We start from the raw sequence: 20035 nt of genomic DNA on the forward strand, positions 1-20035 counted from the left end.
AAGAACCATGGAATTTGGAGATATCCTCCTCGCCGTCGCGATCATGCTGGGCAAGAGCGTGCTCATGCTGGTGGCGCTTCTCGTCTTCATCGCCTATGCGCTCTATGCCGACCGCAAGGTCTGGGCTGCGGTTCAGCTGCGGCGCGGTCCGAACGTGGTCGGCCCATGGGGCCTGCTCCAATCCTTCGCGGACCTTCTCAAGTTCGTGCTGAAGGAGCCGGTGATCCCGGCGCCCGCCAACAAGGGCATGTTCCTCCTGGCTCCGCTGGTGATGTGCACCCTCTCGCTCGCGGCCTGGGCGGTCATTCCGCTCAACGCGGGTTGGGCGATCGCCGACATCAACGTGGGCATTCTCTACATCTTCGCGATCTCGTCGCTTGGCGTCTACGGCGTCATCATGGGCGGGTGGGCCTCGAACTCGAAATACCCGTTCCTGGGCGCGCTCCGCTCGGCCGCCCAGATGGTGTCCTACGAGGTCTCCATCGGCTTCGTCATCGTGACCGTGCTGATGTGCGCCGGCACCCTGAACCTGTCGCAGATCGTCGAGTCGCAGAACACGCGGGCAGGCATCCTCGGCTGGTACTGGCTGCCGCTCTTCCCGATGTTCGTGGTGTTCTTCATCTCGGCCATGGCCGAGACCAACCGCCCGCCCTTCGACCTGCCCGAGGCCGAATCCGAGCTGGTGGCCGGCTACATGGTGGAATATTCCTCCACCCCGTACCTGCTGTTCATGCTCGGCGAATACGTGGCCATCATGACCATGTGCGCGCTCGGCACCATCCTGTTCCTCGGCGGCTGGCTGTCCCCGATCCCCTTCGCGCCCTTTACCTGGGTGCCGGGCGTGATCTGGTTCGTGCTCAAGGCGAGCTTCCTCTTCTTCCTCATCGCCATGGTGAAGGCCCTGGTGCCCCGCTACCGCTACGATCAGCTCATGCGCCTGGGCTGGAAGGTCTTCCTTCCGCTCTCGCTCGCCATGGTGGTCATCGTGGCGGCCGTGCTGATGATCACCGGCACTGCGCCGGGCATGCGCTAAGGAGATCGACATGAAGATCGGTCAGTTCTTCAACGCCCTTCTTCTGAAGGAGTTCGTGGCGGGCTTCATCCTGACGGCGAAGTACTTCGTCAAGCCGAAGGCCACGCTCAACTATCCCTTCGAGATGGGCCATCGCGGGCCGCGTTTCCGTGGCGAGCACGCGCTGCGCCGCTACCCCAACGGGGAAGAGCGTTGCATCGCCTGCAAGCTCTGCGAGGCGATCTGCCCCGCCCAGGCCATCACCATCGAGGCCGGCCCCCGCCGCAACGATGGCACCCGCCGGACGACGCGCTACGACATCGACATGGTGAAGTGCATCTATTGCGGCATGTGCCAGGAGGCCTGCCCGGTGGACGCCATCGTTGAGGGGCCCAATTTCGAGTTCTCCGTGGAAACCCGCGAGGAGCTTCTCTACGACAAGGCCAAGCTTCTCGCGAACGGGGAGCGTTGGGAGCGTGAAATCGCGAAGAACATCGCGAAGACCGCGCCCTATCGGTAAGTGGAGCATCGTCCGCGGCGTGGATCCCGGTCCACGGCGGACTATGCCTCGCAAAAATCACGAGCTGGTCCCGCGAAGCGGGCCGGCTCCGGAATTCCTGCCCGGCAAAGGGCAGGGGGCATGCATGTCCGGCGGGTTGTTCCCTCCGGATTCGGAATTTATAGACAGGCCATCGGATTCCCGTCGGGAGTTCCTGGCTACGTCGGAAGGGGCCGCACTCGAGGCGGCTTGTGTTTGAGCATGACGGTTACCGCCGCCTTCTTCTATCTGTTCGCGACCATTACGATCGCTTCCGGTTTCATGGTGATCGCCTCCCGCAATCCCGTGCAGTCGGTGCTCTTCCTCATCCTGGCCTTCGTCAATGCGGCGGGGCTGTTCGTGATGATGGGGGCCGAGTTCCTCGCGATGATCCTGGTGATCGTCTATGTGGGAGCGGTCGCGGTGCTCTTCCTCTTCGTCGTCATGATGCTCGACGTGGATTTTGCTGCGCTGCGCCAGGGCTTCCTGCAATACCTGCCCTTCGGAGCGCTGATCGGCATCGTGCTGCTGATCGAGCTCATCTTTGTCGTGAGCGCCTACGTGATCGATCCGGGCCTGATCCGCGCGCCCGCGGTTCCGATCCCGGCCGCCGACGTGATGACCAACACCGAGGCGCTGGGGCATGTGCTCTACACCCGCTACTTCTATTTCTTCCAGACCGCCGGTCTGATCCTGCTCGTGGCCATGATCGGCGCCATCGTGCTCACGCTTCGCGAGCGTGTCGGGGTGCGCCGCCAGAACATCTCGATGCAGAACGCCCGGACTCAGGAAACGGCCGTCCAGGTGCGGAAGGTCCCCTTCCGCCAGGGTATCTAAGGAGACACGCGATGGTTATCGGATTGGGCCATTATCTCACCGTCGCCGCCGTGCTCTTCACGCTCGGTGTGTTCGGAATCTTCATCAACCGGAAGAACGTCATCGTCATCCTGATGTCCATCGAGCTGATCCTGCTCTCGGTGAACATCAACATGGTGGCCTTCTCGACTCACCTGAACGACATCGTCGGCCAGGTCTTCGCCCTGCTGATCCTGACGGTCGCGGCGGCCGAGGCAGCCATCGGCCTTGCCATTCTGGTGGTCTTCTTCCGCAACCGCGGCTCGATCGCGGTTGAAGACGTCAATATGATGAAGGGCTAAGCCCGCACGGCAAAGTAGACGAACATGTATCACGCAATCGTTTTCCTGCCGCTCGTCGGCTTCCTCATCGCAGGCCTCCTCGGCCGCGTCATCGGCGCCCGGCCGTCCGAGATCATCACCACGGCGCTCCTCGCCGTGGCGGCGGTCCTCTCCTGGGTGTCCTTCATCCATGTGGGATTCGGCGACGAGCCGATGATCCGCGTCCAGATCGGCCAGTGGATGTCGGTCGGCGACCTCCAGGTCGACTGGGCATTCCGTATCGATACGCTCACCGCCATGATGCTGGTGGTGGTCAACACCGTGTCGGCGCTCGTGCACCTTTATTCCATCGGCTACATGCACGAGGATCCGCACCGTTCGCGCTTCTTCGCCTATCTGTCGCTCTTCACCTTCGCCATGCTCATGCTGGTGACGGCGGACAACCTGGTGCAGATGTTCTTCGGCTGGGAAGGCGTCGGCCTGGCGAGCTACCTGCTCATCGGCTTCTGGTACAAGAAGGACTCCGCCAACGCCGCCGCCATGAAGGCCTTCATCGTCAACCGTGTCGGCGATTTCGGCTTCCTGCTCGGCATCTTCACGGTCTTCGTGCTGTTCAACGGCGTCACCTTCGACTCCATCTTCCCGCGCGTGGCCGAGTTCGCCGAGGCCCGGTTCCACTTCCTCGGCATCGAGTGGCATGCCCTGACGATCGCCTGCCTGCTTCTCTTCATGGGCGCCATGGGCAAGTCGGCGCAGTTCCTGCTGCACACCTGGCTGCCGGACGCGATGGAAGGCCCGACCCCGGTCTCCGCGCTGATCCACGCCGCCACCATGGTGACCGCGGGCGTGTTCATGGTCGCGCGTCTGTCGCCGCTCTTCGAGTATGCCCCCAATGCCCTGACCGTCGTCACGGTTGTCGGCGGCATCACGGCCTTCTTCGCCGCGACGGTCGGCCTGGTGCAGAATGACATCAAGCGCGTGATCGCGTATTCGACCTGCTCGCAGCTCGGCTATATGTTCGTGGCGCTCGGCGTCGGCGCCTACGGCGCGGGTGTCTTCCACCTGTTCACGCATGCCTTCTTCAAGGCGCTCCTGTTCTTGGGCGCGGGCTCGGTCATTCATGCCATGCACCATGAGCAGGACATGCGGAACATGGGCGCGCTGCGCCGCTACATCCCGCTCACCACGGCCATGATGGCGATCGGCACGCTGGCGCTCACCGGCTTCCCGTTCACCGCCGGCTACTACTCCAAGGACGCGATCATCGAGGCTGCCTACGCCTCCCACAGCTCGGCAGGCTCCTTCGCCTTCCTGGCGACCGTCGTCGCTGCCCTGATGACCTCGTTCTACTCCTGGCGCCTGTTCTTCATGACCTTCGAGGGCAATGCGCGCTGGGCCGACCCGCACCATCATCATGCGCCTTCCGACCACGAGGGGGCCGAGCACGACGAGCGCGGCCGCGACGTGGAGGCCGCCACCCAGGCCGATCACGGGCACGGCCACCACGGGGTTCACATGCCCCATGAGAGCCCGCTCGTAATGCTGCTGCCGCTCATCGTGCTCGCCATCGGGGCGGTCGTTGCCGGCTTCGTGTTCCGCGACGCCTTCCTCGGCCACGGCTATCAGGAGTTCTGGAAGGGCGCTCTGTTCACCCGCCCCGACAACAACATCCTGGAAGAGATGCATCACATCCCGGGCTGGGTTCCGCTCCTGCCCACCGTGATGATGATCGTCGGTTTCCTGCTCGCCGTGTACATGTACATCGTCGACACCAAGAAGCCCGTGCAGATCGCAACGGATCATCCGATCCTGTACCGCTTCCTGCTCAACAAGTGGTATTTCGACGAGCTGTACGACGCCATCTTCGTGCGTCCCGCCATGGCCATCGGCCGCTTCTTCTGGCGGACGGGCGATCAGCGGATCATCGACGGGCTCGGGCCTGACGGCATCTCGGCCCGCGTGCTCGACGTGACGCGCGGCGCCGTGCGCCTCCAGTCCGGCTACGTCTATCACTACGCCTTCGCAATGCTGATCGGCGTTGCGGCTCTCGTGACCTTCTATCTCTTCAGGGGAGCCCACTAATGCTCGGCTTCGGCATCCTCTCCGGCCTTCTCATCCTGCCGCTGGTCGGTGCGGCGTTCATCCTCACGCTCCGCGGCGACAGCGAAGCGGCGCGCTCCAACGCCCGTTGGGCCGCTCTCGCCACGACGCTGGCAACCTTCATCCTGTCGCTCGTCGCGTGGGGCCGGTTCGACACGGCGACGGCCAGCTTCCAGCTGGTCGAGAGCCACGTCTGGCTGACGGACACGATCCGCTTCAAGCTCGGCGTGGACGGCTTCTCCATCCCGCTCATCCTGCTCACCACGTTCCTGATGCCGTTCTGCATCCTGGCTTCGTGGGACTCCATCGGGCATCGCGTGAAGGAATATTACGTCGCGTTCCTCGTCCTCGAGACGACGATGATCGGCGTGTTCTGCGCGCTCGACCTCGTGCTCTTCTACCTGTTCTTCGAGGCTGGCCTCATTCCGATGTTCCTCATCATCGGCATCTGGGGCGGCAAGCGCCGCATCTACGCGAGCTTCAAGTTCTTCCTCTATACGCTGCTCGGCTCGGTGCTGATGCTGCTCGCCATCATGGCCATGTACTGGCAGGCGGGTACCACGGACATCCCGACGCTGCTCGCGTTCAAGTTCCCCTACAACCTCCAGATCTGGCTGTGGCTCGCCTTCTTCGCGTCCTTCGCCGTGAAGATGCCGATGTGGCCGGTCCATACCTGGTTGCCCGACGCGCACGTGGAAGCGCCGACGGCGGGCTCGGTGATCCTGGCGGGCGTGCTCCTGAAGATGGGCGGATACGGCTTCATCCGTGTCTCGCTGCCCATGTTCCCGGATGCCTCCGTGTACTTCGCGCCGCTCGTCTTCGCCCTCTCGGTCATCGCCATCATCTACACCTCGCTCGTCGCCCTGATGCAGGAGGACATCAAGAAGCTCATCGCCTATTCCTCGGTGGCGCATATGGGCTTCGTGACCATGGGCCTGTTCAGCATGAACGAGCAGGGCATCCAGGGCGCGATGTTCACCATGATCTCCCACGGCCTGGTCTCCGGCGCGCTCTTCCTCTGCGTCGGCGTGATCTACGACCGGATGCATACCCGCGAGATCAAGGCCTATGGCGGCCTCGTGAACCGGATGCCCATGTATGCGGTGGTGTTCCTGATCCTCACCATGGCGAACGTGGCGCTTCCCGGCACCTCGGGCTTCATCGGCGAGTTCCTGACCCTCATGGGCACGTTCCGGTCCAACACCTGGGTGGCTTTCTTCGCCACGACGGGCGTGATCCTCTCGGCGGCCTACGCGCTCTGGCTCTATCGCCGCGTGGTCTACGGAGAGCTCGACAAGCCCGCGCTCCAGACCATCACGGATCTGAACCGCCGCGAGATCATCACCTTCGTGCCGCTGGTGCTGCTGATCATCTATTACGGTGTGCAGCCCGGCCCGATCCTCGACACCTTCGCCGTGCCGACGGATGCGCTCATGCAGAGCGTCCAGGCAGCGCTCTCCACCGTTAAAACGGCGGCTCTCTCCGCACACTGAGGTCATGATGAACCCCGTCCTCACCCTTCCCGCTTTCGGCCCCGTGCTGCCGGAGATCATCCTGGCAGCGGGCGCTCTCGTCCTGGTCCTGTTCGGCGCCATTCGCGGCGAGCGCTCCGGCGAGGGCATGAACCTCATCGCCCTCGCGCTACTGGCGGTCACGTTCGTGGCCGTCCTGATGCTGCCCGGCGAGCGCGTCGAAACCATGTACGGTTCCTTCGTGATCGACAGCTTCGCCAAGTTCATGAAGGCCCTGACGCTCATCGCCTCCGCAGGCGGCGTGATCCTTTCGATGGATTACATGCGCCGCGAGGGCATCAGCCGGTTCGAGTACCCGATCCTGATCGTGCTCTCGACGCTCGGCATGCTGATGGTGATCTCGGCCAACGACTTGATCGCGCTCTATCTCGGCCTTGAGCTGCTGAGCCTTTCGTCCTACGTGATCGCGGCCTTCGATCGCGACAACGTCCGCTCGACGGAAGCCGGCCTGAAGTATTTCGTGCTGGGCTCCCTGTCCTCCGGCATGCTGCTCTATGGCGCATCGCTGGTTTACGGCTTCACCGGAAACGTGTCCTTCCCGGCCATCGCGGGGATCCTCCAGGGTCAGGTGGGCATCGGCGCCATCGTGGGCATCGTGTTCATCGCGGCCGGTATCGCTTTCAAGATCTCGGCCGTGCCGTTCCACATGTGGACCCCCGACGTATACGAGGGCTCGCCGACGCCGGTGACCGCCTTCTTCTCCGCCGCCCCCAAGATGGCCGGCATGGCCATGGCCATTCGCGTCTTCATCGATGCGTTCCCGAACATCGTCGGCCAGTGGCAGCAGATCATCGTGTTCATTGCCATCGCGTCCATGGCGCTGGGCTCCTTCGCGGCGATCGGCCAGCGGAACCTCAAGCGCCTGATGGCCTATTCCTCCATCGGCAACGTCGGCTACGCGTTGATCGGCCTGGCGGCCGGTACGGTCGAGGGCGTCCAGGGCGTCGCCGTCTATATGGCGATCTATCTCGCCATGACGCTCGGCGCCTTCGCGGTCATCCTGGGGATGCGTCGCGGCAACGTGATGTACGAGAACGTCGAAGACCTGTCGGGCCTCGCCCGCACCCATCCGGTCCTCGCCTTCTGTCTCGCGATGATCATGTTCTCTCTCGCGGGCATTCCGCCGCTGGCCGGGTTCTTCGCCAAGTTCGCGGTGTTCACCGCCGCGATCAACGCCAACCTCGTCGCGCTCGCCATCATCGGCGTCGTGACCAGCGTGGTGGGCGCGTACTATTACCTGCGCATCGTGAAGGTGATGTATTTCGACGAGCCGGGGGCAGCGTACGATTCCATGCCGGCGGGCGTAAGGCTGGTCCTCGGCCTGTCCAGCGTCTTCGTCGTGCTCTTCGGCATCGTTCCGGCTCCGCTGGTCGCGGCAGCCGGCACGGCCGCGCGCTCCCTGTTCTGATGGTGGATCTGTCGCACGCAGCCGAGGCCGCCGGTTACCGGCTCATCTCGATCGAGGCGACGGACTCGACCAATGACGATGCGCTCCAGGCGGCGCGCTCCGGCGATCCGGGGCCGCTCTGGATCGTTTCGGCGGAGCAGCGCGCGGGCAGGGGGCGGCACGGCCGCCAATGGTCATCCCCCCAGGGCAATCTCTACGCCAGCCTCCTGCTGATCGATCCTTGCGAGCCGCAGCACGCCCCACAGCTCGGCTTCGTCGCGGGCCTTGCCCTGCACGAGGCCGTCGAGGCGGTCACGGGGGTCGGCGCTCCGCGCCTCTCCCTCAAGTGGCCGAACGATCTTCTGCTCGACGGGGCCAAGGTGTCGGGCCTTCTCCTCGAGGGGCACAGGCTTGCGGGCAATGGCCCGCTTGCGATCGTTATCGGCTTCGGCGTGAACGTGGCTTTCGCCCCGACCGGCACGCCGTACCCGGCCCTGGCCCTGCAGACCGCGAGGCTTGGCCTGACGCGTGCCGACATGTTCCGGGCACTCTCCGCTTCCTTCGCGCAAACCTTCGCCGCATGGCGCAATGCAGCGCGCCTGAACGCCGCCGATCCCTTCGGGCCGATCCGTCGGCTGTGGCTGGAGCGGGCGGCCGGGATCGGGCGGGAGGTGACGCTTCGCCTTCCCGCCGGAGAGAAGCGCGGTGTCTTCGAAGGGCTCGACCGGTTCGGACGCCTGCAGCTGAAAACCGTCTCAGGCGCAGAGCTCATCGATGCCGGCGATCTTTATTTTCCTCATTTGCTGCACGATATAGCCAGACCTTAGCGCTGGCATGACAAGGTCTTGATCAAGAATGGCATCCTCCCAGGACGAATTGGTTTTTCTGCCTCTCGGCGGACTCGGCGAAATCGGCATGAATGCCGCCCTTTACGGCTTCGGCTCCGAGGCGAACCGGCAATGGATCCTCGTCGATTGCGGCATGGGATTCGGCGGCGAGGAACAGCTGCCGGGGATCGACCTCGTCTATCCGGACCTGCGCTTCATCGAAGAGGAGCGGCACAACCTTCTCGGGATCTTCATCACCCATGCGCATGAAGACCATATCGGTGCCCTCGTGGAGATGTGGCCGCGCCTGCGCGCGCCCGTCTATGCCACGAAATTCGCCATCGGGCTTCTCGAGACCCGCCGGCTGTCCGAGGCCGATGCGCCGAAGGTCGACCTCAATGAGATCGCTCCCGGGCAGCGCCTGAATCTCGGTCCCTTCGACATCGAGTACGTGCCGGTGGCGCATTCGATTCCCGAATCCAATGCTCTCGCGATCCGTACTCCTCAGGGGTTGGTGGTCCATACGGGCGACTGGAAGCTCGATCCGACTCCCTATCTCGGGAGCCTCACGTCCGAGGAAGCCTTCCGCAAGCTGGGCGAGGAGGGCGTTCTCGCCCTCGTGTGCGATTCCACCAATGTGGTGCGGGAGGGCGAGAGCCCGAGCGAGGCGGATGTGGCGAGAAATCTCGCCACGCTCATCAAGGATGCGCCGCATCGTGTCGCCGTCACCACCTTCGCGTCGAACGTCGCCCGAATCCGCTCGGTAGCGGAAGCGGCAAGGGAGTGCGATCGCGAGGTCGTCGTGGTCGGCCGGGCCATGGACCGCGTGGTGGAGGTCGCGAAGGAGTGCGGCTATCTCGACAACCTGCCTGAATTCCGCTCCGCCGAGAATTTCGGCTACATGCCGCGGGACAAGGTCGTCGCCATCCTCACGGGTTCGCAGGGCGAACCCCGTGCGGCTCTTGCCCGCATCGCATCCGGCGAGCATCCCGACATTTCGCTCACGGCCGGGGACAGGGTGATCTTCTCGTCCCGCGCCATTCCCGGCAACGAGAAGGGTATCGGCTCCATCATCAACAGCCTCATTGAGCAGGGCGTCGAGGTCGTGACGGACCGCACGGAGCTGGTGCACGTCTCCGGCCATCCCCGCAGGGGCGAGCTGGCGAAGATGTACGAGTGGACGAAGCCGCGCATCGCGGTTCCGGCCCATGGCGAGCCGCTTCATCTTGCCGAACATGCCAAATTCGCGCGCCAGCAGGGCGTGCCGGAGGTAGTGCGGGCGAAGAACGGCACTCTCGTGCGCCTCGCGCCCGGCAAGGCCGAGATCATCGATACCGTACCCGCCGGACGCGTCTACAAGGATGGCAACATTGTCATCCCGGCAGGCGAGCGGGCGATCCCGGAGCGCCGGAAGCTCGCGTTCGCGGGCATCGTGACGGTCGCCATCGCGCTCGACGACCGCGGCGAAATCGCCGGCGATCCGGTGGTGGACGTGATGGGGCTGCCCGAGAAGAACCGGCAGGGCCGCGATCTGACCGACATCGTCGCCGATGCGGTGGCGGATCTCCTCGATAGCCTGTCCAAGGCCAAGCGCCGCGATCCCGAAGCCGTCGAGAACGCCGTCCATCGGGCCGTGCGCGCCGCGGTCAATCAGGAATGGGGCAAGAAGCCCGCCTGCCATGTGCTCGTCATCGAAGTATAAGAGGGCACGTTCTTATCCTTGAGGGAGACATCATGCTGGGCCGGTTGAACCACGTCGCCATTGCCGTCCGCGATATCGCGGCGGCATCGCGGCTCTACCGCGACACGCTGGGGGCGCAGGTGTCGGAGCCCGACGCCCTGGAGGAGCATGGCGTCACGGTTGTCTTCGTGTCTCTGCCGAACACCAAGATCGAGCTTCTGGAGCCCCTTGGTGGTGACTCCCCCATTGGCCGATTCCTGGAGAGAAATCCGGATGGCGGTATCCACCACATCTGCTACGAGGTGGAGGATATCCTAGCCGCGAGGGACCAGCTTGTGAATTCCGGGGCCAGGGTGCTGGGTTCAGGCGAGCCGAAGATCGGAGCTCACGGAAAGCCGGTGCTTTTCCTGCATCCCAAGGATTTCAACGGAACCCTCATCGAACTCGAACAAGCCTGAGGACAAGCTGTTGACAAGATTGATCAAGGCCCTTGCCTCCACCCTCTGGTCCACCCTGGCCGTCGTGCTCGTCGTCACGGGCGTCGCCGTTGCCATCGTGGTCGCCGGTTTCGATCTGCGCCTGAGCGGGGGCATCGCGCTCTACTTCGTGATCTGGTGGATCCTGCTCTTCGCGATCCTCCCCTTCGGCGTGCGCAGCCAGGCCGAGAGCGGGGATATCGTGGCCGGTACGGAGCCGGGTGCCCCGACCGCCCATGGGCTCCAGGAGAAGGCAATCTGGACGAGCCTGGTGTCGGCCGTCGTCCTGATCTTTGCAGCGGCGGTCTTTCCGCTCGCGGGGCTCTGAGGGTTTCCTTCGAAGTTCGTCCTACGGATTCGTTGCCATGGCCGCAGGAGGCCATGGCCGTTTCCCATCGTGGCTGCAGCCCCACGGTCCGGCATCCTGTGCAGGCGAGTACCCATATCCGTGATCGGGTGGGGAGAGGCACCCCGCGCCTTGCAGCCTCTTCCGGCCTCGTTGGCGGAGATGGATCCCGGGTTCTCGCTCCGCTCGCCCCGCGAGCATCGGCCCCGGGGCCGGCATGAGACAGGGCACGGCCGGGAGAACGTGCGAGAACGGGGCGATAAAAGAAAAAAGCAAGGCTTTCGCCTTGCTCAACTGCCTTTTGGCGTTGTTCTGACCCCTGGCTTTTTAGCACCAGCGCCTGAACCGGCGCTTGGGGATCGCGTTCCTCCCGAAACTCGGACCGCAGCCTCTGCCTATTTGAAGGTCTGAGACGTTGCGATTGTTTTATAGTTGGCTTCCCTAACGGTGTCACTATTTTTGGGCATGCCCTGATGCATTTTACGGCACTTATTGTATTGATCTTTGGTCTAATCCATTGCGTCGCAGGCCACTGGGATGGATGGCACCTTGTCTTTTCGCCGTAGCCTGTGTTGTGTGCTGAAACCGAGTCGTGACTCACCGTTCCATTCTTGATCGAGACTGAAGGCGTCCTATGCGTTTGAGCCGCTATTTCCTCCCCATTCTCCGCGAGACGCCGAAAGAGGCGGAGATCGTCTCCCACCGCCTGATGCTGCGCGCCGGCATGATCCGCCAGGAGGCCGCGGGCATCTATGCCTGGCTGCCGCTCGGCCTGAAAGTGCTCAACAAGATCAATGCCATCGTCCGCGAGGAGCAGAACCGCTCCGGCGCCATCGAGCTGCTGATGCCGACCATCCAGTCGGCCGATCTCTGGCGGGAATCGGGCCGCTACGATGCCTATGGCAAGGAGATGCTGCGCATCCAGGACCGGCACGAGCGCGACATGCTCTTCGGACCCACCAACGAGGAGATGATCACGGAGATTTTCCGGGGCTATGTGCGCTCCTACAAGGACCTGCCCCTGAACCTCTACCATATCCAGTGGAAGTTCCGTGACGAGGTGCGCCCGCGCTTCGGCGTGATGCGGTCCCGCGAGTTCCTGATGAAGGACGCCTATTCCTTCGACCTGGACCAGCAGGGCGCGGTCCATTCCTACAACAAGATGTTCGTGGCCTATCTTCGCACCTTCGCCCGCATGGGCCTCAAGGCGATCCCGATGCGCGCCGACACCGGTCCCATCGGCGGCAACCTGAGCCACGAGTTCATCATTCTCGCCGCCACCGGCGAGAGCGAGGTGTTCTGCCACGCCGATTACCTGGATTACGAGACCCCGTCGGCGGACACGAATTTCGACGACGTCGCCGGTCTGCAGAGCACCGTCGACAAGTGGACGTCGCTCTATGCGGCGACGTCGGAAATGCACGACGCCACGGCCTTCGACGCCGTTCCGGCCGACAGGAAGATGTCGGCCCGCGGTATCGAGGTCGGCCATATCTTCTATTTCGGAACCAAGTATTCCGAGCCGATGGGCGCGAAGGTCATGGGACCCGACGGGCAGGAGAAGCCGGTCCATATGGGCTCCTATGGCATCGGCCCGAGCCGTCTGATCGCCGCCATCATCGAGGCGAGCCACGACGAAAACGGCATCATCTGGCCCGAGGCCGTGGCTCCGTTCGACGTGGCGATCCTCAACCTGAAAGTAGGGGATTCCGGCACCGACGCGGCGAGCGAGCGCCTTTACCGCGAGCTTTCCGCAGCCGGCCGCGACGTGCTCTATGACGATCGCGACGAGCGTCCCGGCGGCAAATTCGCCACCGCCGATCTCATCGGCGTTCCGTGGCAGGTGCTGATCGGGCCGAAGAGCCTCGCCGAAGGCAAGGTGGAGCTGAAGAATCGTGCGACCGGCGAGCGTGCGCTTTTGTCGGTCGACGAGGTGGTCACCCGGCTGACGGCGCATAAATAAGCCCACATGGCCAAGGAAGCACCGACCGGAACCAAGCCTTTCTCGCTCTTCGAGTGGATGCTCGCCGGGCGCTACCTGCGCACGCGACGGCGGGAAGGGTTCGTTTCGGTCATCGCCGGCTTCTCGTTCCTAGGGATCATGCTGGGCGTCGCGACGCTCATCGTGGTGCTCTCGGTCATGAACGGTTTTCGCAAGGAGCTGCTCGACAAGATCGTGGGCATCAACGGCCATATCTTCGTGGCGCCCATCGAGAGACCGCTCACCGATTACCCGGAGGTCGCCGCCCGCATCGCCGCCGTGCCGGGTGTGAAGCGGGCGATCCCGCTGGTCGAGGGCCAGGCCTTTGGCTCCTCGCAATACAACGGCAGCGGCGTCCTGGTGCGCGGCATTCGCGGCAACGATCTGCGCCAGATCGAGCACATCGCGGACAATATCCGCCAGGGGTCGCTGGACAAGTTTGACGAGGGCGAGGGCGTCGTCATCGGTCGCCGCCTGGCCGAAGCCCTGTCGATTCAGGCCGGAGATACGCTCACCCTGATCACGCCGCGGGGCGCCGCGACGCCATTCGGCACGGCGCCGCGGGTGAAGGGATATCCGGTCAAGGCCGTGTTCGAGATTGGCATGTCGGAGTTCGATTCCACCTTCGTCTTCATGCCGCTCACCGAGGCGCAGAACTATTTCAACCGCCAGGGCGACGTGCAGCTGATCGAAGTCTATCTCAACGACGCCGACAAGGTGGATCAGGCTCGCGTCGCCATCGAGGAGGCGGCGGGCAGGCCGATTCTGATGACCGATTGGCGGCAGCGCAACCGCACCTTCTTCGGGGCCCTGGAGGTGGAGCGGAACGTGATGTTCCTCATCCTCACGCTCATCGTTCTGGTGGCTGCGCTCAACATCATCTCCGGTCTCATCATGCTCGTGAAGGACAAGTCCAGCGACATCGCGATCCTGCGCACCATGGGGGCGACGCGCGGAGCGGTGATGCGCATCTTCCTGATCACGGGCGCGTCCATCGGTATCGTCGGCACCCTCGCGGGGTTCGGGCTCGGGCTGCTCCTCGCGCTCAATGTCGAGCACATCCGCGATTTCATCTCCCGGCTGACGAACACCAACCTGTTTCCGGCGGAGCTCTATTTCCTCAGCCGATTGCCGGCTGACGTGAATCCTACCGAGGTCGCGACCATTCTCATCATGGCGATGGTCCTGTCGCTGCTGGCGACCCTCTATCCCTCCTGGCGGGCTGCGAAGCTCGATCCCGTCGAAGCGTTGCGTTACGGTTAGATATGGCGTCCGGACAAACCCAGCCAGCTCTCCACCTTTCACATGTCGAGCGCCGCTATCCGCAAGGGGACACGTTCCTCGAGGTGCTGCGCGGCACCGAACTCGCGATCTGGCCGGGCGAAATCGTGGCCCTCATCGCGCCTTCCGGGACGGGAAAATCGACGCTGCTCCACGTCGCGGGCCTTCTCGAAAAGCCCGACGGGGGCGAGGTCTTCGTCGGCGGCAAGCCGACATCGCATATGAGCGACAAGGAGCGCACCCGCGTGCGCCGGGAGGAGCTGGGCTTCGTCTACCAGTTCCACCACCTGCTGCCGGAATTGTCGGCGATCGAGAACGTGGTCATCCCGCAGCTCATCCGTGGCCTGCCGAAGGCTGAAGCCGAGGATCGCGCGACCCAGCTCCTGACCTTCCTGGGGCTAGGCAAGCGCCTCAAGCACCGCCCCGGCGAACTCTCCGGCGGCGAGCAGCAGCGGGTCGCCATCGCCCGCGCGGTCGCCAATGCACCGCGCCTGCTGCTGGCGGACGAGCCGACCGGCAATCTCGACCCGCACACCGCGGACCGCGTCTTCCAGACGCTGGTCGCCATCGTGCGCGCCTCGCGCCTCGCGGCGCTGATCGCTACGCACAACTTGGAGCTCGCGGCCCGCATGGACCGCCGCGTGACGATCCGTGACGGGCTGATCGTGCAATTGCCGTAGAAGACGGCTCGGGCGCATCCGTGGAGACCTGCAGGGCGGGGAAATACGGCCCTTCTGTCAGCCTACCGGCGCAAGGATGACCGGAGAAGGGCTATCGTGTTGTCTCGTCGCCGGTGCAGGACGGAAGCCGGCTTTCGGACGTGAGAACCCCGACTTTAGCGGCCGGTATCGGCCGTGGACGATCCCCGCTCATAGTCGGGGAGTTGCGGCGATGGGATGATCTTATACCGCATAGGCCGACTGGCTCGACACGTTTCATCGGTCGTCCGAGTTCATCGAGGCCCTCCGGCTTCTGCTCGCTCCGCTGATGCCTCCCGCATGACCTAGAGCATCGTGCGAAGAAGTGGGAACCGGTTCTTCGCGAAAAACGATGCTTCGCCAAAGAGAAAGAGCAAGCATTCTGATCCCGTCAGAATGCAATTTGCTCTAGAGCATCGGACGTGAAAAGTGGAATCCACATTTGGGATCCAATCCGATGCTCCACTCCTTAGATGAGCGCATCGTTTGAGCGGACCCGAAGGGCCGCGCCAGCGAATACCGGATCCACTTTTCGCTAGAGCATCGAACGTGAAAAGTGGGAACCGGTTTTGCGTGGAAAGATGCTCAAGACCATAGACTTACAGCGTCGGACATGAGTTCGATTTCACGCCCGACGCTGTAGCGCGGCCCGCTGGGTCCGCACGATGCGCTAGCTCGTGATGCGCGGCATCCGCGACCTGGTCCGCCCTGTGCGTTCGACGAGGGCCTTCTGGTCCTTCGGGCTCCCGGGACGCGCAGGGCCGGTGGATGATCGACCGTCACGACCCCAAGCCGCAGATCGTCGATCGAGACAATTCGTCGGAGCCGATCGAACGCTGCGGGATGGTCCAGGGGCTGTTCGGACAGCCCGGGGAGTGAGCGATCCTCACTCTGTCAACACGGGTCCCGTGAGGGCCGTCGCAAGTGGCAACTCCTGATCGTGTCCGCCGATCCGGCCCCGTCGCCCCGCGAAGGCCCTTCTTCCGCCGCTTTAAAGCTCCGTTGACTCTAATCGCAGCGCCGTGTCCTCGCTGACTTTACAGGGAACATTCAACGAACATAAATGAACACATAGAGAACAGGAGATCGGACATGCTTCGCATCATCATCGAAACCGCCGCTGAAATCACCTCTCTCATCGTGTTCGGATCCGCCGTGGCAATCTGGGCCCTGGTCCTGGCACCGATCGCCTGATACCCGGAATTAACACTCATACACAGGGTTTAACAGGAGCGCCTCCCGTTGAGCGTTCGCGAGAAACACTAGTGGATCTTCCACTGTCAAGCCTCGCGGACGCTACGAGAATCGGGCAGTGTGAAGTCCATATTCTCGTAATAAAATTCCGGTTAGGCGTTCAAAGTGGCACGCATTCTCCAGGACGTGGGGTTCGTCCATCTGCACGTGCACTCCTCGTATTCGCTGCTCGAGGGGGCCCTGAAAGTCGCGCAGCTGCAGAAGCTCGCGGCTGCCGACAAGCAACCGGCCCTGGCGCTTACCGACACCAACAATCTGTTCGGCGCGCTCGAATTCTCGGAGAAGATGGCCGGGTCGGGTATTCAGCCCATCGCCGGCGTTCAGCTTTCCGTCTGCTTCGAGGAGCCCGATCCGGTCGCCCGGGTCATGCCTCAACCCGCCAATATCGTGGTGCTCGCGCAGATGGAGGAGGGCTACCGCAACCTCATGCGGCTCGTGAGCCATGCCTATTTCGGCGTGCCGCTCGGCGAGACGCCGCGTGTCGCGGCTCCTGTTCTCACGACCCACAGCGAAGGCCTCATCGCCCTGACCGGCGGCTTTTCCGGGCCGCTCGACTGCGCTTTGCGCAACGGCGGCCGCCAGGAGCTGGCGCAGGCGCGCCTCGACATGCTCAAGAGCGCCTTCGGCCATCAGCTTTACGTGGAGATCCAGCGCCACGGCCTCGACGAGGAGCGGATGGTGGAGGGCGAGCTGATCGCGCTCGCCGATCGCAACGGCCTTCCCATCGTGGCCACCAACGAGCCGTTCTTCTCCTCGCCGAAGGATTACGAGGCGCACGACGCGCTGCTGGCCATCGCCGAGGGCCAGATCGTTTCCAACGGCAATCGCCGACGCCTTTCGCCCGAGCATTGCTTCAGGACGCGTCAGCAGATGATGGAGCTGTTCTCCGATCTGCCCGATGCGCTCGGCGCGACCGTCGAGATCGCCATGCGCTGTTCGACGCGCGTGCGGACCCGCAAGCCCATCCTGCCGAATTTCGGCACCGGCGCCGACGCGGCGACGCTCGACGAGGGCGAGGAGCTTCAGCGCCAGGCGGAGGAAGGGCTCGCCAGGAGGCTTGCCGCGCATGGTCCCGCGCCGGGCCTGACCGAGCAGGATTACCAGGACCGGCTCGCGTTCGAGATCGGCATCATCCGCAAGATGAAGTTCCCCGGCTACTTCCTCATCGTGGCGGACTTCATCAAATGGGCGAAGCAGCACGACATTCCCGTCGGTCCGGGCCGCGGCTCGGGTGCGGGATCTCTCGTCGCATACGCACTCACGATCACCGATCTCGATCCATTGCGGTTCACGTTGCTCTTCGAGCGCTTCCTCAATCCGGAACGCGTGTCGATGCCCGACTTCGACATCGACTTCTGCGTGGAAGGCCGCGAGCGCGTGATCGAATACGTGCAGAAGCGCTATGGCGAGGAGCAGGTCGCCCAGATCATCACGTTCGGTACGCTGCTGGCGCGCGGCGTGATGCGCGACGTGGGCCGCGTGCTCGAAATGCCTTACGGCCAGGTCGACAAGCTCACCAAGCTGGTTCCGCAGAACCCGGCCAATCCGGTGACCCTGGCGCAGGCGATCGAAGGCGAGCCGAAACTGCAGGCCGCCATCGACGAGGAGCCGGTCGTCAAGCGCATGCTCGACATTGCGCAGAAACTCGAGGGACTGCACCGTCACGCATCGACCCACGCCGCAGGCGTCGTGATCGGCGACCGTCCGCTGCAGGAACTGGTGCCGCTCTACCGAGACCCGAAGACCGGCATGCGCGTGACCCAATTCAACATGAAATGGGTCGAGCAGGCGGGTCTGGTGAAGTTCGACTTCCTCGGCCTGAAGACGCTCACCGTGCTGCGCACGGCGGTCGACCTCATCAAGCGGAAGGACATTCACATCGATCTGTCCGCGCTGCCGCTCGACGACCGCAAGACCTACGAGATGCTCCGGCGCGGCGAAACGGTCGGCGTGTTCCAGGTGGAATCGGTCGGCATGCGCAAGGCGCTCGTCGAAATGGAGACCGACCGTTTCGAGGATATCATCGCGCTCGTGGCGCTCTACCGCCCGGGTCCGATGGCGAACATCCCGGTCTATTGCGCGCGCAAGCTCGGAAAGGACGAGCACAACAAGAAGGATTGGTACCCCCACGACAAGCTGGAGCCGATCCTGCGCGAGACCTTCGGCATCATCGTCTACCAGGAGCAGGTGATGGAGGTCGCGAAGGTCCTCGCCGGCTACTCGCTCGGCGACGCCGACCTTCTGCGCCGCGCCATGGGCAAGAAGATCAAGGCGGAAATGGATGCGCAGCGCGAGCGCTTCGTCGCCGGCTCCGCCAAGGACGGCCTCGACAAGGCGAAAGCCAACGAGATCTTCGATCTGCTCGCGAAATTCGCCGATTACGGCTTCAACAAGAGCCACGCGGCGGCCTATGCCCTCGTGGCATTCCAGACCGCCTATCTCAAGGCGAATTTCCCGGTCGAATTCCTGGCGGCGTCGATGACGCTCGATCTCGACAACACGGACAAGCTCTCGGAATTCCGCCGCGAGGCCCAGCGCCTCGGCTTCAAGGTGATCCCGCCCACCATCAACCGCTCGGGCGTGGTGTTCGACGTGGTCTATGATGCGGAGGGTCAGGGCTCCATCCTCTACGCGCTGGCTGCCGTGAAGGGCGTGGGTCGCCAGGCCATCGAGGCGGTGGTGGAGGCGAGAGGCGACGAGTCCTTCAAGGATCTCGCGGATTTCGCGCGCCGCATCAATCCCAAGGCGCTCAACAAGCGCACGCTCGAAAACCTCATCGCGGCCGGCGCTTTCGACGAGCTGGAGCCGGACCGGGCGAAAGCCTGCGCCTCCATCGACGCCATGATGAGCCTCGCCCAGCAATCCTATGAGGCGGCCAATGGCGGCATGATCGACATGTTCGGCGGCATGGCCTCGGCGGACGTGCAGCTTCGTATCCCTCCTTATGAGCCCTGGCCCTCCGCCGAGCGGCTGCAGCGCGAATACGATGCCGTCGGCTTCTTCCTCTCGGGCCATCCGCTCGATGAATACGGCGATCTGCTCCAGAAGCTGCGGGTGCAGAGCTGGGCCGATTTCTGCCGCTCCGTGAAGGCGGGCAACTCCGTCGGCAAGGTCGCGGCGACCATTCTCGACCGGCAGGAGCGGCGCACGAAAACCGGCAACAAGATGGGCATCCTGACCCTCTCGGATCAGACCGGGCAATTCGAGGCCATCATCTTCTCGGAAGGGCTCATGCGTCTGCGGGATGTGCTGGAGCCCGGGACCGCCGTCGTCCTGATGCTCCAGGCGGGCGTCGAGGGCGAGGAGGTGAGGGCGCGGATCGGCATGGCCGAACCTCTGGAGGAGGCCATCGCCAAGCACCAGAAGGGCATGCGGATCTTCCTGCGCGACGAGCGCCCCATTTCCAGCGTCTACGAACGCCTGAAGGTGAGAGGCGAGGGGGAGGTGTCCCTCGTGCTGATCCTCGACGACGGCGACCGGGAGGTCGAAGTGAAGCTCCCCGGCAAGTACATGGCCACGCCCCAGATCGCCGGTGCTCTCCGGGCCGTGCCCGGGGTGGTCGAGGTGCAGATGAGCTAGAGCATCGGACGCAAAAGTGGGAACCGGTTTTGCGTGAAAAGATGCTCAACATCATAGGCTTAGAGCATCGTGCGGACCCAGCGGGCCGCGCTAGCGAAAAGTGGACCCGGTTTTGCGTGAACGGGCAGGTCATCGTCCCGACACGCTCCTGTCATTTCCGTCGCTCTTGTCGTCATGCGCGGCCCTGAGCCGGGCATCCACGTCTTC

The 20035-nt window shown here is 63.8% G+C and carries 15 protein-coding genes; all 15 read left to right on the forward strand.

All coding sequences use genetic code 11. The annotated features are described in order from the left end of the window. The first annotated feature begins 7 nt into the window (after positions 1-7). A complete protein-coding gene (nuoH, locus tag AB8841_RS18230; protein WP_370437233.1) occupies positions 8-1033 on the forward strand; it encodes an NADH-quinone oxidoreductase subunit NuoH in 1026 nt (341 codons plus the stop codon). 10 nt (positions 1034-1043) lie between these two features. Continuing rightward, the gene (gene nuoI, locus AB8841_RS18235; protein ID WP_370437234.1) at positions 1044-1532 is read left to right on the forward strand and encodes an NADH-quinone oxidoreductase subunit NuoI; all 489 of its coding nucleotides are present in this window, start codon (positions 1044-1046) and stop codon (positions 1530-1532) included. Between the two features lie 240 nt (positions 1533-1772). Then, a complete protein-coding gene (locus tag AB8841_RS18240; protein ID WP_370437235.1) occupies positions 1773-2387 on the forward strand; it encodes an NADH-quinone oxidoreductase subunit J in 615 nt (204 codons plus the stop codon). Positions 2388-2398: 11 nt separating this feature from the next. Next, positions 2399-2707 (forward strand): NADH-quinone oxidoreductase subunit NuoK, encoded by a 309-nt coding sequence (nuoK, locus tag AB8841_RS18245; protein ID WP_047187180.1) that lies wholly within the window; start codon positions 2399-2401, stop codon positions 2705-2707. A gap of 24 nt (positions 2708-2731) precedes the next feature. Then, positions 2732-4768, forward strand: a complete 2037-nt coding sequence (gene nuoL / locus AB8841_RS18250; RefSeq protein ID WP_370437236.1) for an NADH-quinone oxidoreductase subunit L — start codon at positions 2732-2734, stop codon at positions 4766-4768. Continuing rightward, positions 4768-6279: an NADH-quinone oxidoreductase subunit M gene (locus tag AB8841_RS18255; protein ID WP_370437237.1), complete on the forward strand. Its 1512-nt coding sequence runs from the start codon at positions 4768-4770 to the stop codon at positions 6277-6279. Before nuoL ends, AB8841_RS18255 begins: the two co-directional genes overlap by 1 nt. A 7-nt stretch (positions 6280-6286) precedes the next feature. Further along, complete coding sequence (gene nuoN, locus AB8841_RS18260) at positions 6287-7726, forward strand: NADH-quinone oxidoreductase subunit NuoN (RefSeq protein ID WP_370439303.1); 1440 nt, start codon at positions 6287-6289, stop codon at positions 7724-7726. Then, positions 7726-8532: a biotin--[acetyl-CoA-carboxylase] ligase gene (locus tag AB8841_RS18265; protein ID WP_370437238.1), complete on the forward strand. Its 807-nt coding sequence runs from the start codon at positions 7726-7728 to the stop codon at positions 8530-8532. Before nuoN ends, AB8841_RS18265 begins: the two co-directional genes overlap by 1 nt. Before the next feature lie 28 nt (positions 8533-8560). Next, entirely contained in the window at positions 8561-10234 is a 1674-nt protein-coding gene (locus AB8841_RS18270) for a ribonuclease J (RefSeq protein ID WP_370437239.1), read from the forward strand. A gap of 32 nt (positions 10235-10266) precedes the next feature. Then, the gene (gene mce / locus AB8841_RS18275) at positions 10267-10671 is read left to right on the forward strand and encodes a methylmalonyl-CoA epimerase (RefSeq protein ID WP_370437240.1); all 405 of its coding nucleotides are present in this window, start codon (positions 10267-10269) and stop codon (positions 10669-10671) included. Between the two features lie 10 nt (positions 10672-10681). Beyond that, positions 10682-11017, forward strand: a complete 336-nt coding sequence (locus tag AB8841_RS18280) for a DUF1467 family protein (protein WP_370437241.1) — start codon at positions 10682-10684, stop codon at positions 11015-11017. Between the two features lie 652 nt (positions 11018-11669). Beyond that, positions 11670-12998: a proline--tRNA ligase gene (gene proS, locus AB8841_RS18285; RefSeq protein ID WP_370437242.1), complete on the forward strand. Its 1329-nt coding sequence runs from the start codon at positions 11670-11672 to the stop codon at positions 12996-12998. A gap of 6 nt (positions 12999-13004) precedes the next feature. Then, positions 13005-14279: a lipoprotein-releasing ABC transporter permease subunit gene (locus AB8841_RS18290; RefSeq protein WP_370437243.1), complete on the forward strand. Its 1275-nt coding sequence runs from the start codon at positions 13005-13007 to the stop codon at positions 14277-14279. Between the two features lie 2 nt (positions 14280-14281). Next, positions 14282-14977 (forward strand): ABC transporter ATP-binding protein, encoded by a 696-nt coding sequence (locus AB8841_RS18295; RefSeq protein ID WP_370437244.1) that lies wholly within the window; start codon positions 14282-14284, stop codon positions 14975-14977. A gap of 1377 nt (positions 14978-16354) precedes the next feature. Next, a complete protein-coding gene (gene dnaE, locus AB8841_RS18300; RefSeq protein WP_370437245.1) occupies positions 16355-19828 on the forward strand; it encodes a DNA polymerase III subunit alpha in 3474 nt (1157 codons plus the stop codon). Positions 19829-20035: the final 207 nt, after the last annotated feature.

This window comes from Microvirga sp. TS319, assembly GCF_041276405.1.
In the GTDB taxonomy this organism is placed as follows: Bacteria; Pseudomonadota; Alphaproteobacteria; order Rhizobiales; family Beijerinckiaceae; genus Microvirga.